Here is a 14948-nt window from a genome sequence, read left to right as displayed (position 1 = left end):
TCAGCGGTCTCCGCGGTGCGGCGTGTCATGGGCGCGGCGGGAGGCGGAGCCGTCGCGGAACGCACGGCCGTCGAGGTGGCCGGGCGGCAACACCGCGTCCGCCGTGTTGACGCGGGGCAGCGCGTACGGGTGCTGTTCGGCGAGCCAGCGGATCATCCGCTCGCGGACGGTGACCCGTACCGTCCAGATGTCGTCCGCGTCCTTGGCCGTCATCAGCGCCCGTACCTCCATGGTGCTCGCGGTGGCGTCCGTGACGTCCAGGCCGTAGTGGCGGCCGTCCCACGCCGGGCACTCACGCAGGATGTCGCGCAGCTGTTCACGCATCGCCTCCACCGGGGCCGAGTGGTCGACCTGCCAGTGGACGATGCCGGTCATCTGGGCGCCGCCGCGCGACCAGTTCTCGAAGGGCTTGGAGGTGAAGTACGACACCGGCATGGTGATCCGGCGCTCGTCCCAGGTCCGTACGGTCAGGAACGTCAGTGTGATCTCCTCGACCGTGCCCCACTCGCCGTCCACGACGACCGTGTCGCCTATGCGCACCATGTCGCCGAAGGCGATCTGCAGCCCCGCGAACATGTTGGCCAGCGTCGACTGCGCGGCGACACCGGCGACGATGCCGAGGATGCCCGCCGACGCCAGCAGCGAGGCGCCGGCCGCGCGCATCGCCGGGAACGTCAGCAGCATCGCGGCGACGGCCACCACGCCGACGATCGCCGCCACCACACGCATGATCAGCGTCACCTGGGTACGGACCCGCCGGACCCGGGCCGGGTCGCGGTGGGCGCGGGCATAGTGGCTGTACGACGTCTCGACGACGGACCCGGCGATCCCGACCGTCAGCCAGGCCGTGGCCCCGATCAGCACCAGCGTCAGCACCCGGCCGATGCCGGTCTCGTACTCCTCCAGCAGCTGCGCCTCGTCGTACGACCCCCTGAGCACCGCCGCGCTCAGCACGACCTGGTAGGGAATCCGGGCGCGGCGCAGCAGGCCCCACAGCGGGGTCTCGCTGTGCCGTTCGTCGGCCTTGCGCAGCAGTAGATCGGTGGCCCAGCCGATGAGCACCGGCAGCACGATCGAGCCGCCGATGACGATCAGCGGGCGGAGTATGTTCTCCATCCTCCGAACCGTAACCGCCGACCGGGGCGCGTGAACATGGCCCCCTTGTGCGCGGCGGGTACCTTGCGGCGGGCGTCGCGGGGCGTTGTCGTACCCGGCTGGCACCATGGCCTCATGAACATCGTGCTCTTTCACTCGACCTTCGGCCTCAGGCCCGCGGTGCGCGCGGCGGCGGACCGGCTGCGCGGCGCCGGACACGAGGTGTGGACGCCGGACCTCTTCGAGGGGCGTACGTTCGAGACGGTCGAGGAGGGCATGACCTTCAAGGACGAGGTCGGCAAGGACGAGCTGCTGAAGCGTGCCGTGCTGGCCGCGGCGCCCTATTCCGAGCGGGGGTTGGTGTACGCCGGGTTCTCGCTCGGCGCGTCCATCGCGCAGACCCTCGCGCTGGGCGACGAGAAGGCGCGCGGGCTGCTGCTTGTGCACGGCACCTCGGACCTCGCGCCGAACGTCTCGGCGGACGGTCTGCCGGTGCAGTTGCATGTCGCCGAGCCGGACCCGTTCGAGACCGACGACTGGCTGAGCGCCTGGTATCTGCAGATGGGCAGAGCGGGCGCCGACGTGGAGATCTACCGATACGCCGGAGCCGGTCATCTGTACACCGACCCCGGCCTGCCGGACTACGACGAGGAGGCCGCCGAGGCCACCTGGCGGGTGGCGCTCGGCTTTCTCGACAGCCTGGACGCGTAGGCGCTCCGCTGGGGGTGCCGCGATGGGTCGTCAGTTGTCTGCGGCGCCGCCGTGGCTGGTCGCGCAGTTCCCCGCGCCCCTTTGGGGCGCGGCTGAACCGGCCGCTACACCGGGTCGTAGGTCCGCTCGACCTTCTGCGTGCCGCTGCGTGTGCGGTAGGAGCGTGACCAGGATGCGGTCGCGTTCTGCTTTGTTCTGTCGGACAGGACGTAGTAATCCATCTGCGCGCGGGCGGCGGTGATGTCCAGGACGCCGTAGCCGTGGCGGTCGGTGTCGACCCAGTGGACGTGCCGGTTGGCGGCGCGGATGATCGGTGAGGCGATCGCGGAGATCGTGCCCTCGGGGGCCTTGACGATGTCGTCCAGGTTGTCCGACGTCACCGACGTGACCACGAACTCCGTGGCGGCCGAGGCGGACAGCGGGTAGGTCCCGGCGTTCACCGGCACATCGTTGGCCCACGCCATGTGGATGTCGCCGGTGAGGAAGACGGTGTTGCCTATCGCGTTGGACCGCAGATGGGCGAGGATTTCGCGGCGGTCGTCCGTGTAGCCGTCCCACTGGTCGGTGTTGAGGGCGAGGCCCTCCTGCGGCAGGCCCAGCAGCTTGGCGAGGGGCTTGAGGAGGTCCGCGGAGAGCGAGCCGATCGCGAACGGCGAGATCATCACCGAGTTGCCGACCAGCCGCCAGGTGGTGTCGGAGGACTTCAGGCCCGCCTTCAGCCAGTCGAGTTGGGCGCGGCCGGTGAGCGTGCGGTCCGGGTCGTCGACCTCGCCGTTGCCCACGGCGACCTGCTGTGAGCGGAAGGAGCGCAGGTCGAGCAGGGAGAGGTCGACGAGCTTGCCGAAGCGGAGCCGACGGTAGGTGGTGCCGGCGATCGCCGGACGGACCGGCATCCACTCGAAGTACGCCTGCTTGGCGGCGGCTTGACGGGCGGCCCAGGTGCCCTCGGCGCCCTCGGTGTGGTTCTCGGCGCCGCCCGCCCAGGCGTCGTTGGCCATCTCGTGGTCGTCCCAGATCGCGACGACCGGAGCCGCCGCGTGCAGGGCCTGGAGGTCGGCGTCGGTCTTGTACTTCCCGTGCCGGGTGCGGTAGTCGGCGAGCGTGAGGATCTCGTGGGCGGGCGCGGTCTGCCGTACGACGGTGCCGCGCGTGCCGTACTCGCCGGTGCCGTACTCGTAGATGTAGTCGCCGAGGTGCAGCCAGGCGTCCAGGTCGCCGCGGGCGGCGAGATGGCGGTACGAGGCGAAGTAGCCGGCCTCCCAGTTGGCGCAGGAGACCACGCCGAAGCGGAGGCCCGCGACGGCCGCGTCCGCCGCCGGCGCGGTGCGGGTGCGCGCCACCGGGGAGTCCGTGCCGCCCGCCGAGAAGCGGAACCAGTAGTCGGTCGCGGGCGCGAGGCCCCGGATGTCCGCCTTGACCGTGTGGTCGGAGGCTGCGGTCGCGGTGGTCGACCCCTTGGCGACGACGTTCATGAACGCCTTGTCGGTGGCGACGGTCCAGCTCACCTCGGTGTCCGGACCGAGCCCGGAGCCGGGCACCGCCGCCGCGGTGGGCGTCACCCGGGTCCACAGCAGGACACCGTCGGGGAGCGGATCGCCGGAGGCGACACCGTGCAGGAACGCGGGGGCCTCGTCGGCGGCTCGCGCGGGGAGCGCGCCGGCGAGCGGGGCTCCGATGAGGGTGGCGCCAGCAGTGGCCGCCGCGGCCTTGACGACCGTACGGCGGCGCGGGGCAAGCGAGTTGGCGCTCTGTGAAGTTCTGTATCGACTGGTCACGAGCGATCAGGTTACTGACCGGTCACATACGAGAGCGGGCGAACCGGGAAAGTTCGCCCGCTCTTCATGCGGGGGTTGAACGCCCCGCTTGGTGTCAGCCCTTGAGAGCCGCGTCGACCACCCTGTTGAAGTCGGCCACCGTCAGAAGCGGGGCGCCGTTGCCGTCGGCGGTGAGCTGCTTGCCGTCCATGACGAAGCCCGGAGTGCCCTGTACGCCGTCCTTGTTGTCGTCGAAGGTCTTCGACATGGCCAGCGCCCAGGCGTCGTAGGTGCCCTTGTTGACGGCGTCCTGGAACTTCTTGTTGTTCTTCAGCTCGGGGACGGTGTCGGCCACCTTGATGAGGTAGCTGTCGTCCTTGAACTTGTCGTCCGTCTCGTCCGGGTGCCACTTCGACGAGTACATCGCGGTCTTGTACTCGAGGAACGCCTCGGGGCTGACGTTCAGCGCGGCGCCCAGGGCGCTCAGCGCGTTCTTGGAGCCCTCGCCGTTGTCCTTGTTGTCGATGAACGTGGCGCCGACGTACTGGAACTTGAACTTGCCCTCGTCGATGTCCTTGTCCAGGGTCGAGCCGACGGTCTGCTCGAACTGGGCGCACACGGGGCAGCGCGGGTCCTCGTAGATCTTGAGGGTCTTCTTGGCGTTCGCCTTGCCGATGACGACGGTCGTGCCGTCCTTGCCCGACGTGTTGGCCGGCGCGACGACCTTGTCGTCCTTCGCGGCCTCCCAGTAGCTGGGCTTGTTGCCCTGCACCACCGCGTAGCTGATGCCGCCGGCTATCGCGAGGACGGCGACGATCGAACCGGCGACGATGACCTGACGCTTGATCTTGTCGCGCTTGGCCTGCCGCTCGCGTTCCTGGCGCAGCCGCTCTCGGGCGGCGGTCTTCGCGGCCTGGCTGTTCCGCTTGCTCATGGGGTTCTCCAGTGGGGACGCGCATCTGTCGTGCGCGGGATACGTATGGGGACTGCTGGTGCTCAGTGGCTGTTCGCGTGAAGCCTGATGGGGGCTTATGCGAAGGCGGCCGGGCACGGCGGTCCGCGGCGTCCCAGGGAGTGCACGAGGATCCGGTCGCGGATGACGGCCGGGCGGTGGGCGGAGCGCGGCAGGCGGCGGGCCGGCGGGGCCGGGCGTACCGTCACCGCGGCGGTCGCGAGCAGCAGCGGCCGGAACGAGGTCGCCGCCACCGCGCTCAGCAGCTGGGCCAGGGCCCGCTCGCCGCGGCGCAGATAGGCGGCGGCCAGGAGTCCGACGCCGACATGTGCGCCCAGCAGCAGCCAGGCCGCCGTGGGGTCGGCGTGGGCGAGCAGGCCGGCGGCCCGCTCGGTGTCCGTTCCGGTGACCCGGACCAGCGGGGTGCCGACGCCGGTGCCGTCGCCGCACAGGACGTCGAAGCCGACGGAGCGCAGCGGGCCCGTGACCGGGCCGCCCGCGGCGCCGTAACAGACGTGCTGGCCGGTGGTGAAGACGGTGTCGGCGGCCAGCTCCAGCGGGATCAGCAGGGCGGCGATCCGCCCGAACCCGCGCTCACGGCCAGCCAGCGCGTAGGCGATGACGAACACGGCGGCGGCGACCACGGCCACCGTGTTCAGCGGCAGCGGGACCCGGGACAGCAACACGTGCGACGCGGTGCTGAGCGTCACGACGAGTGCCGTGAACAGCGCCGCGCGTACGGCTCTGAGCTGGGTCCTGGATATGTCCATAGCGGAGGAGAGTCTGTCACGTGGGCCGGTAAGGGACCCCTAAAGAGTTCCTGTGAGTGGGCCTTCCGTCACAGACCCGGAATCCGGCCGTTGCGGAACAGGTCCAGGAAGATCTGGTGGTCCGCACGCGCGCGTGCGCCGTAGCTGTGCGCGAAGTCGACCAGCAGGTCCGCGAAGCCGGCGCCGTCGTCGGAGTCCGCCGCGATCGCCGCGTCGATGGCCCGCTCCGTGGAGAAGGGCACCAGGGACTCGCCGGAGGTGTCGTCCGCCGCTGCGTGCATCGTCGCCGTGGCCCGGCCGAGGTCGGCGACGACCGCCGCGATCTCCTCCGGCTCGTCGATGTCGCCCCAGTCCAGGTCCACGGCGTACGGCGAGACCTCGGCGACCAGCTGACCGGCGCCGTCCAGCTCGGTCCAGCCCAGCCACGGGTCGGCGTGCGCCTGGAGGGCGCGCTGGGAGATCACCGTGCGGTGGCCCTCGTGCTGGAAGTAGTCGCGGATCGCCGGGTCGGTGATGTGACGTGAGGCCGCCGGGGTCTGGGCCTGCTTGATGTAGATGACGACATCGTTCTCCAAGGCGTCGGTGTGGCCCTCCAAGAGGATGTTGTACGAGGGCAGCCCGGCCGAGCCGATGCCGATGCCGCGGCGGCCGACGACATCCTTGACGCGGTAGGAGTCCGGGCGGGAGAGCGAGGCCTCGGGCAGTGTCTCCAGGTAGCCGTCGAAGGCCGCGAGCACCTTGTAGCGGGTGGCCGCGTCCAGTTCGATGGAGCCGCCGCCCGGCGCGAAGCGACGCTCGAAGTCGCGGATCTCGGTCATCGACTCCAGCAGCCCGAAACGGGTCAGCGAGCGGGCGTCACGCAGCGCGTCCAGCAGTGCGCCCTGGGCGGTGTCCAGCGTGAACGGTGGTACCTCGTCGCGCTTGGCGCCGGTCGCCAGGGCGTGGATCCGCTCGCGGTACGCGCCCGCGTACACCTGCACCAGCTCAGTGATCTGCTCGTCACTGAGTGCCTTCGCGTACCCGATCAGCGCGATGGAGGCCGAGAAACGCTTGAGGTCCCAGGTGAAGGGTCCGACGTACGCCTCGTCGAAGTCATTGACGTTGAAGACCAGCCGGCCGTTCGAGTCCATGTACGTGCCGAAGTTCTCGGCGTGCAGGTCGCCGTGGATCCACACCCGCGAGGTGCGCTCGTCCAGGTACGGGCCGCCGCGCTTCTCCGCGTCCTGGTCGTGGTAGAAGAGGCACGCCGTACCCCGGTAGAACGCGAACGCCGAGGCCGCCATCTTGCGGAACTTCACGCGGAACGCGGCCGGGTCGGCGGCCAGGAGCTCGCCGAAGGCGGTGCCGAAGACGGTGAGGATCTCCTCGCCGCGTTGCTCGGCGCTGAGCTGCGGGACCGACATTGCCTGGTGCCTCCTGGTGCGAGGGTGGTGCGTGACATGTGGGGCGGATGTGACGCCCGGATGGACGGGCCCGTCCGTCCCCTTCCAACGCACGAAGGTACGTGGGAGTGCCCGCCGAGTGTCAGTGCTCAGGCATAGACTTCGACGCTGTCCCCCCAGACTGTCCGCAGCCTGTCGCCGAGCGTTTTCCTTGGAGGTCACGCCGTGTCAAAGCCGCCGTTCACGCACCTGCACGTCCACACCCAGTACTCACTGCTGGACGGTGCCGCGCGGCTCAAGGACATGTTCAACGCGTGCAACGAGATGGGCATGACCCATATCGCGATGTCCGACCACGGCAACCTGCACGGGGCGTACGACTTCTTCCATTCCGCGAAGAAGGCCGGAGTCACCCCGATCATCGGGATCGAGGCCTATGTCGCCCCCGAGTCCCGGCGCAACAAACGCAAGATCCAGTGGGGCCAGCCGCACCAGAAGCGCGACGACGTCTCCGGTTCCGGTGGTTATACACACAAGACGATCTGGGCGGCGAACTCCACCGGCCTGCACAACCTCTTCCGGCTCTCCTCCGACGCGTATGCCGAGGGCTGGCTGCAGAAGTGGCCGCGGATGGACAAGGAGACCATCTCCCAGTGGTCCGAGGGGCTCATCGCGTCCACCGGCTGCCCCTCCGGCGAGCTGCAGACCCGGCTGCGCCTCGGCCAGTTCGACGAGGCCCTGAAGTCGGCCGCCGAGTACCAGGAGATCTTCGGCAAGGACCGCTACTTCCTGGAGCTGATGGACCACGGCATCGAGATCGAGCGCCGGGTCCGCGACGGCCTGCTGGAGATCGGCAAGAAGCTCGGCATCCCGCCCCTGGTCACCAACGACTCGCACTACACCTACGCGCACGAGTCGACGGCGCACGACGCGCTGCTGTGCATCCAGACCGGCAAGAACCTGTCCGATCCGGACCGCTTCAGGTTCGACGGCACCGGTTACTACCTGAAGTCCACGGACGAGATGTACGCCATCGACTCCTCGGACGCCTGGCAGGAGGGCTGCGCCAACACCCTCCTGGTGGCCGAACAGATCGACACCACCGGCATGTTCGAGGCCAAGAACCTCATGCCGAAATTCGACATCCCCGAGGGGTTCACGGAGGTCACCTGGTTCAAGGAGGAGGTCCGCCGCGGCATGGAGCGCCGCTTTCCGGGCGGCGTCCCCGAGGACCGCCAGAAGCAGGCCGAGTACGAGATGGACGTCATCATCCAGATGGGGTTCCCGGGCTACTTCCTCGTCGTCGCCGACTTCATCATGTGGGCCAAGAACCAGGGCATCGCGGTCGGTCCGGGCCGTGGTTCCGCGGCCGGCTCGATCGTCGCGTACGCCATGGGCATCACCGACCTCGACCCGATCCCGCACGGCCTGATCTTCGAGCGGTTCCTCAACCCCGAGCGCGTCTCCATGCCCGACGTCGACATCGACTTCGACGAGCGCAGGCGCGTCGAGGTGATCAGGTATGTGACGGAGAAGTACGGCGCCGACAAGGTCGCCATGATCGGCACGTACGGCAAGATCAAGGCCAAGAACGCCATCAAGGACTCCGCGCGCGTGCTGGGCTACCCGTACGCGATGGGCGACCGCCTCACCAAGGCGATGCCCGCCGACGTCCTCGGCAAGGGCATCGACCTCAACGGCATCACCGACCCCTCGCACCCGCGCTACAGCGAGGCCGGCGAGATCCGCGCGATGTACGAGAACGAGCCGGACGTGAAGAAGGTCATCGACACCGCCAAGGGCGTCGAGGGCCTGGTCCGGCAGATGGGTGTGCACGCCGCCGGCGTCATCATGTCCAGTGAACCCATCGTCGACCACGCCCCGATCTGGGTGCGGCACACGGACGGCGTGACCATCACGCAGTGGGACTACCCGCAGTGCGAGTCGCTCGGCCTGCTGAAGATGGACTTCCTCGGCCTGCGCAACCTGACGATCATGGACGACGCCGTCAAGATGGTGAAGTCCAACAAGGGCATCGATCTCGACCTGCTGGCCCTTCCGCTCGACGATCCGAAGACCTTCGAACTGCTCCAGCGCGGCGAGACACTCGGCGTCTTCCAGTTCGACGGCGGCCCCATGCGCTCGCTGCTGCGGCTGATGAAGCCCGACAACTTCGAAGACATCTCCGCCGTGTCGGCCCTGTACCGCCCGGGCCCGATGGGCATGGACTCGCACACCAACTACGCCCTGCGCAAGAACGGCCTCCAGGAGATCACGCCGATCCACAAGGAGCTCGAGGAGCCCCTCAGGGAGGTCCTGGACGTCACCCACGGCCTGATCGTCTATCAGGAGCAGGTACAGAAGGCCGCCCAGATCATCGCGGGCTACTCACTCGGCGAGGCCGACATCCTCCGCCGCGTGATGGGCAAGAAGAAGCCCGAGGAACTGGCGAAGAACTTCGTTCTCTTCCAGGAGGGCGCCCGCAAGAAGGGCTTCAGCGACGAGGCCATCCAGGCCCTGTGGGACGTGCTGGTCCCGTTCGCCGGCTACGCGTTCAACAAGGCGCACTCGGCGGCGTACGGACTTGTCTCGTACTGGACCGCGTTCCTGAAGGCGAATCACCCCGCCGAGTACATGGCCGCGCTGCTCACCTCGGTCAAGGACGACAAGGACAAGTCGGCCGTCTACCTCAACGAGTGCCGCCGCATGGGCATCAAGGTGCTCCCGCCGAACGTCAACGAGTCGCTGCACAACTTCGCCGCCCAGGGCGACGACGTGATCCTCTTCGGCCTGGAGGCCGTGCGCAACGTCGGCACGAACGTGGTCGACTCGATCATCCGGTCCCGCAACGCGAAGGGGAAGTACGCCTCCTTCCCCGACTACCTCGACAAGGTCGAGGCCGCGGCCTGCAACAAGCGCACCACCGAATCGCTCATCAAGGCGGGTGCGTTCGACTCCCTGGGCCACACCCGCAAGGGCCTCACCGCACATTTCGAACCGATGATCGACAACGTGGTGGCGGTCAAGCGCAAGGAAGCCGAGGGGCAGTTCGACCTCTTCGGCGGGATGGGCGAGGAGGACACCAGCGAGCCCGGCTTCGGACTCGACGTGGAGTTCACCACCGAGGAGTGGGACAAGACGTATCTGCTCGCCCAGGAGCGGGAGATGCTCGGGCTGTACGTGTCCGACCACCCGCTCTTCGGCCTGGAGCATGTGCTGTCCGACAAGGCCGACGCGGGCATCGCCCAGCTCACCGGAGGTGAGCACGCGGACGGCGCGGTCGTCACCATCGGCGGCATCATCTCCGGCCTCCAGCGCAAGATGACCAAGCAGGGCAACGCCTGGGCGATCGCCACGGTCGAGGACCTCGCCGGTTCCATCGAGTGCATGTTCTTCCCGGCGACGTACCAGCTGGTGTCGACCCAACTCGTCGAGGACGCCGTGGTGTTCGTCAAGGGCCGCCTCGACAAGCGCGAGGACGTGCCCCGTCTCGTCGCGATGGAGCTCCAGGTCCCCGACCTGTCGAACGCAGGCACCAACGCGCCCGTGATCCTCACCATCCCGGCCACCCGGGTCACCCCGCCCATGGTCAGCCGCCTCGGGGAGATCCTCAGCCATCACAAGGGCGAGAGCGAGGTGCGGATCAAGCTCCAGGGGCCGCGGAAGACCACCGTGCTGCGGCTGGACCGGCACCGGGTCAAGCCGGATCCCGCGCTCTTCGGCGACCTGAAGGTGCTGCTCGGGCCGTCCTGTCTGGCCGGCTGAGGCGCGGTATCGCGAGAGGGGCGCACCGTGCCGGGTGCGCCCCTCGTCCTGTGCCTGGGCCGCAACAGCCCGTTATGAAGATGTCAGTTGTGACCGAAGCGCTTCTGCTTGCCCTTGCGCGCGATGTCGCTGGGAGTCACCTGGGACAGGCGCTGCTCGGCCTGCGCCTCCATCGAGGACTGCTGGGCCTGCTGTTGCCCGCGCTCGGACTGCGGCTGCTTTCGGTCCTGTTTCTTGTTCTTGGCCATGGTGATCTGCCTCCTGTGGGGGATCTAGGGGCCAGGGCCGAGACCAGACTCACATAGGCTGACAAGGAATGCATTTCGGATAATTACCGTGCGTGACAGGGCTTGTCGGGGAAGCGATACCCCGAAACGCCACGCCGAAGATCGAGTTCGGACCGTTAACCCTCGCGTGGTCGGGCAGACTCGAAGGAAGCCCGAAGCAAACCTCCCGGAAAGAGGGTGGATCGCGTGGACCGCTGCATCGTCCTGGTGGACGCCGGGTATCTGCTGGGGGCCGCCGCCTCTCTTCTCGCCGGAGAGCCCTCACGCTCCCGCATCACCGTCGACCACACCGCCCTCATCCAGGGCCTGCGCGAACGCGCCGAGTCGGACACCGAACGGCCGCTGCTGCGTATCTACTGGTTCGACGGCGCCCCCGACCGCGTCCCGCAGCCCGAGCACCGCAGGCTGCGCGTGATGCCCCGGGTCACCGTCCGGCTCGGCGCCCTGACCCGCAGCGACGGACGCTGGGCCCAGAAGGGCGTCGACGCCGCGATGCACGCCGAGCTCACCGAACTGGCCCGCAACCGCGCCTGCTCCGACATCGTCCTCGTCACCGGCGACGGCGATCTGCTGCCGGGCATGATGGCCGCGAAGGAGCACGGAGTCGCCGTACACCTGTGGGCCGTGCAGGCCGCGGACGGCGACTACAACCAGTCCGAGGACCTGGTCGCCGAGGCGGACGAGCGGCGCGTGCTCGACCGCACGTGGATCACCAAGGCGGTACGGGCCAAGGACCTCGGCGGGATCTGCGCGCCGCCGCCGGTGCCGCGGCCCGAGATCGCCGCGATCCTCTCCGCGCCGCTCCCGGAGTCCGCGCTCTCCTCGGCCGAGCGGGCCGCCGAGGACCGGGAGCACCCGCCCGCAGCCACCGCCTCCGAGAACGGCAGGCAGGAGCGGGTGCCCGCGCCCAAGGGCGTGCCCACCCCCAAGGACCTGGCCGCGCTGCGCGCCCCCGGTGGCACCCAGGCCGACAAGCACCCCGCGAGCGCGACGCTGCGGTGGTCCTCCGACAAGGGCTGGGTCGACCGGCCCGGTGTCGCGGCCGAACCGCCCGAGGTCGCCTCCATGCCGACGCTGGCGCAGCTGACCACGGCGGAGCAGCGGTGGGCGGACCGGGAGGAGGACATCACCACGGTCGGCGGGGATCCGTACGAGGTGGGACAGGTGTTCGCCAGGCGGTGGATGGGGCGGCTCGGGGACCAGAGCCATCTGCAGAAGCTGTCGGGGATGTACCCGCGCATTCCGCACCGCATCGACGGCGAACTGCTGCGGTACGCCGCCCGGTTCGGGCTCCTCGCCCACAAGGACGACCAGATCGACGAGCACGACCGCTATGCGATCCGGGCCGGTTTCTGGCGCGAGATCGATGTGCGGACGGCCGCGGAACACGCTCCCGCGGGGGAGTGAAACGGCACATACGCCGCCCCCAAGGGCCGGCAGAGGTTCCCGACCCCGTACTCTCGTCCCTTGTGAGCATGCGCGCGGGACAGGCACTTCGACACGGTGGGGCTGTCGTGTGCGCGGTGCGCGGGCTGACGAAGACCTATCCCGCGGTGCGGGGTCGGCGCGGGGTTCCGGCGACGCCCGAGGTCAGGGCCACGGACGATGTACGGCTGGACATCCGGCGGGGTGAGATCTTCGGGCTGCTCGGACCGAACGGCGCCGGGAAGACCACCCTCGTACGGCAGCTGACCGGGCTGATGCGGCCGGACCGCGGCAGCGTGGAGATCCTCGGACACGACATCGTCCGGCATCCGGAGCGGGCCGCGCGGATCCTCGCCTACCTCGGCCAGGAGTCCACCGCCCTCGACGACCTCACCGTGTCGCTCGCCGCCGAGACCACCGGACGGCTGCGCGGACTCGACGTGAAGCAGGCACGGGCCGAGCGGGACGACGTACTCGACGAGCTGGGCCTCACGCCACTCGCCGGGCGCCCGATCAGGAAGCTGTCCGGCGGGCAGCGGCGGCTGGCCTGTTTCGCTTCGGCGCTGGTGGGGGAGCGGTCGCTGCTGGTCCTCGACGAGCCGACCACCGGTATGGACCCGGTGGCGCGGCGGGCCGTGTGGTCCGCGGTGGACCGGCGTCGGGCCGAGCGCGGCACCACGGTGCTGCTGGTCACCCACAACGTCATCGAGGCCGAGACAGTCCTCGACCGGGTCGCCGTCCTCGACCAGGGACGCGTGATCGCCTGCGACAGCCCCGCCGGGCTCAAGGAGCAGGTCGCCGGGGAGGTCCGGGTCGAGCTGGTGTGGCGGGACCGGGCGCCGCTGGAGGTGCCCGAGGTCGCCGCGCTGCGGGAACGGGCCGTGGAGTCGGGGCGCCGCTGGACACTGCGGCTCGCACCCGAGGAGGCCCGGGTGGCCGTCGCCACGGTCACCGGCGGGGCCGCGTTCACCGCGCTGGACGACTTCACGCTCGCCACGCCGAGCCTGGAGGACGTGTACCTGGCGCTGGGCGGCGATGCGCAGGGGCTGGTGAAGGCATGAGCGTGCGGATCGTCGTATCCGTATCCGTATCCGTATCCGTATGGGACAGGGGGACTGCCTCAGTGGGCCGTACGAAGGGGAGCACTTCGACGTGAGTGTCGTATCCGCCGATGTCCTGCCGGGCGGGGCCCTGGCCGTGGACGAGGCCGCCGACGGCGCGGCCGTCCTCGGGCCGCGGGCGCGGCTGTGGCCGTCCCTCGCCGCCGTGTACCGGGCGCAGCTGTCCCGGGCGCGGGTCGCGCGGATACCGCTGTTGTTCGTGGCAACCTTCCAGTCGATCGGGATCATGGTCCTGATGCGCGGGGTCGTGGACGGCGGGGGCGAGGCGCGGGCCGTGGTGGCCGGGTCGTCGGTGCTCGTCGTGGCCTTCGTCGCGCTGAATCTGCTCGCCCAGTACTTCGGGCAGCTGCGGGCCAGCGGCGGGCTCGACCACTACGCGACGCTGCCGGTGCCGCCGGCGGCGGTGGTGCTGGGGGCGGCGGGCGCGTATGCGTCGTTCACCGTGCCGGGGACCGTCGTGACGGCGGTGTTCGGGTGCGCGCTGTTCGGGCTGCCGCTGGCGCATCTGTGGGTGCTGGCGGCGGTGATCCCGCTCGCCGGTGCCGCGCTCGCCGGGCTCGGGGCGGCTCTCGGGCTGCTCGCACCGCGGCCCGAACTGGCCACGCTGCTCGGCCAGTTGGGCATGTCGGCGGCGCTGCTGCTGGGCGTGCTGCCGGCGGAGCGGATGCCGGAAGGGGTGCGGTTCCTGCGGGATCTGCTGCCGTCGACGTACGGCGTGGAGGCCTTCGCGCGTACGTTCGGGCCGAGCCCGGACTGGGCGTTCGTGCTCGGTGACCTCGCCGTCTGCGGGGTCGTGGGCGTGGTGTCGCTGGCCGTCGCGACCTGGGCGTACCGCCGGGCTGCCGTCCGGTGACACACCGCACAGGCGGGCCTGGCACGATGTCAGGGTGACCGCACCGCTGACTCCTCCTCCGCCGCCGCATGAACAGCCGCCCTACGGTGGGTGGCCGCCGTCGCCTGCCGGGCAGGCGTACGGGGCCCTCGCGACGCATGATGTCGGGTACGGACAGGACGGGCCCGGGATGAAGACCGAAGTGCGGGAAGCCGCGGTGATCGCGGTCGTGGTGGCGCTCGGCGGACTGCTGCTGGGCGTGGTGTGGGCCTGGCTGGCGCCGCGCGTGCCGCTGGTGGGGGACGTCGTCGACAAGAACTGGGTCGTCTACCTCAAGGACACCGAGGGGGAGCAGGCGGTGGGGGTGGACGGCACGTTCACTCTGCTGGCCGTCGCCTTCGGTGTCGTGAGCGCCTTCGTCGTGTTCCTCGTGCGGCGGCGTGGCGGGGTGCCGCTGGTGGTCGGGCTGGCCGTCGGAGGGCTGCTCGGATCGCTGCTGGCCTGGCGGGTGGGGATCTGGCTCGGGCCCCCGGAGAATGTGATCGCCCATGCGAAGCAGGTGGGCAAGGGGATTACGTTCTCCGCGCCGCTGAAGCTGGGGGCGAAGGGCGCGTTGCTGGCGTGGCCACTGGCCGGGCTGGTGGTGCACCTGGGGCTCACGGCGTTGTTCGGGCCCCGGGATCCGGAGCCGTATCAGCAGCCTGTTGGGGCGCCGCCTGCGTAGGGCCAGGTCCGCTGTGGTTGCGGCGGGGGTTGGTTCGCCCCCGCCGCCCCTACCCGTCCCATCCCTGAGGGCTGCGCCCCCAGACCCCCGCTTCGGCCTGAACGGCCTCGTCCTCAAACGCCGGACGGGC

At 69.8% G+C, this 14948-nt stretch carries 12 protein-coding genes; 6 read left to right on the top strand and 6 right to left on the bottom strand.

The genetic code is table 11. From position 1 onward, the window contains the following. Positions 1 to 1116, bottom strand: coding sequence for a mechanosensitive ion channel family protein (locus QQY66_RS12280; protein WP_301979211.1), 1116 nt, complete (start codon positions 1114 to 1116; stop codon positions 1 to 3). A 114-nt stretch (positions 1117 to 1230) separates the two neighbouring features. On the opposite strand from QQY66_RS12280, the gene QQY66_RS12275 reads away from it, so the two are divergent. After that, positions 1231 to 1806, top strand: coding sequence for a dienelactone hydrolase family protein (locus tag QQY66_RS12275; RefSeq protein ID WP_301979210.1), 576 nt, complete (start codon positions 1231 to 1233; stop codon positions 1804 to 1806). Positions 1807 to 1910: 104 nt separating this feature from the next. Here the strand turns inward: QQY66_RS12275 and QQY66_RS12270 are convergent, their stop codons facing one another. From QQY66_RS12270 to QQY66_RS12255, 4 genes are all read right to left on the bottom strand, one after another. Then, the gene (locus tag QQY66_RS12270) at positions 1911 to 3581 is read right to left on the bottom strand and encodes an alkaline phosphatase (protein ID WP_301979209.1); all 1671 of its coding nucleotides are present in this window, start codon (positions 3579 to 3581) and stop codon (positions 1911 to 1913) included. A gap of 94 nt (positions 3582 to 3675) precedes the next feature. Continuing rightward, complete coding sequence (locus QQY66_RS12265; RefSeq protein ID WP_301979208.1) at positions 3676 to 4494, bottom strand: thioredoxin domain-containing protein; 819 nt, start codon at positions 4492 to 4494, stop codon at positions 3676 to 3678. 95 nt (positions 4495 to 4589) lie between these two features. Then, on the bottom strand, positions 4590 to 5282 hold the full coding sequence (locus tag QQY66_RS12260; RefSeq protein WP_301979207.1) for a hypothetical protein: 693 nt from the start codon (positions 5280 to 5282) through the stop codon (positions 4590 to 4592). A 68-nt stretch (positions 5283 to 5350) separates the two neighbouring features. Further along, positions 5351 to 6685 (bottom strand): DUF2252 domain-containing protein, encoded by a 1335-nt coding sequence (locus QQY66_RS12255; protein WP_301979206.1) that lies wholly within the window; start codon positions 6683 to 6685, stop codon positions 5351 to 5353. Positions 6686 to 6889: 204 nt separating this feature from the next. Between QQY66_RS12255 and dnaE the strand changes: the two genes are divergently transcribed. After that, positions 6890 to 10429 carry a DNA polymerase III subunit alpha gene (gene dnaE / locus QQY66_RS12250; protein ID WP_301979205.1) on the top strand — a complete coding sequence of 1180 codons (3540 nt, stop codon included), beginning with the start codon at positions 6890 to 6892 and terminating at the stop codon, positions 10427 to 10429. Positions 10430 to 10512: 83 nt separating this feature from the next. Here the strand turns inward: dnaE and QQY66_RS12245 are convergent, their stop codons facing one another. Further along, entirely contained in the window at positions 10513 to 10677 is a 165-nt protein-coding gene (locus QQY66_RS12245) for a hypothetical protein (RefSeq protein ID WP_301979204.1), read from the bottom strand. Positions 10678 to 10902: 225 nt separating this feature from the next. Between QQY66_RS12245 and QQY66_RS12240 the strand changes: the two genes are divergently transcribed. The 4 genes from QQY66_RS12240 to QQY66_RS12225 all read left to right on the top strand — a co-directional run bounded on the left by QQY66_RS12240 (position 10903) and on the right by QQY66_RS12225 (position 14818). Next, entirely contained in the window at positions 10903 to 12123 is a 1221-nt protein-coding gene (locus QQY66_RS12240) for an NYN domain-containing protein (protein ID WP_301979203.1), read from the top strand. 107 nt (positions 12124 to 12230) lie between these two features. After that, on the top strand, positions 12231 to 13202 hold the full coding sequence (locus QQY66_RS12235) for an ABC transporter ATP-binding protein (protein ID WP_301979202.1): 972 nt from the start codon (positions 12231 to 12233) through the stop codon (positions 13200 to 13202). 91 nt (positions 13203 to 13293) lie between these two features. Further along, positions 13294 to 14115: an ABC transporter permease gene (locus QQY66_RS12230; RefSeq protein WP_301979201.1), complete on the top strand. Its 822-nt coding sequence runs from the start codon at positions 13294 to 13296 to the stop codon at positions 14113 to 14115. 34 nt (positions 14116 to 14149) lie between these two features. Then, positions 14150 to 14818, top strand: coding sequence for an AAA family ATPase (locus QQY66_RS12225; RefSeq protein WP_301979200.1), 669 nt, complete (start codon positions 14150 to 14152; stop codon positions 14816 to 14818). The last annotated feature ends 130 nt before the right edge of the window (positions 14819 to 14948 follow it).

The sequence above is a fragment of the Streptomyces sp. DG2A-72 genome (genome assembly GCF_030499575.1).
In the GTDB taxonomy this organism is placed as follows: domain Bacteria; phylum Actinomycetota; class Actinomycetes; order Streptomycetales; family Streptomycetaceae; genus Streptomyces.
Note: the sequence above shows the minus strand (reverse complement) of the source record. Positions and strands in the feature narration are given on the sequence as shown.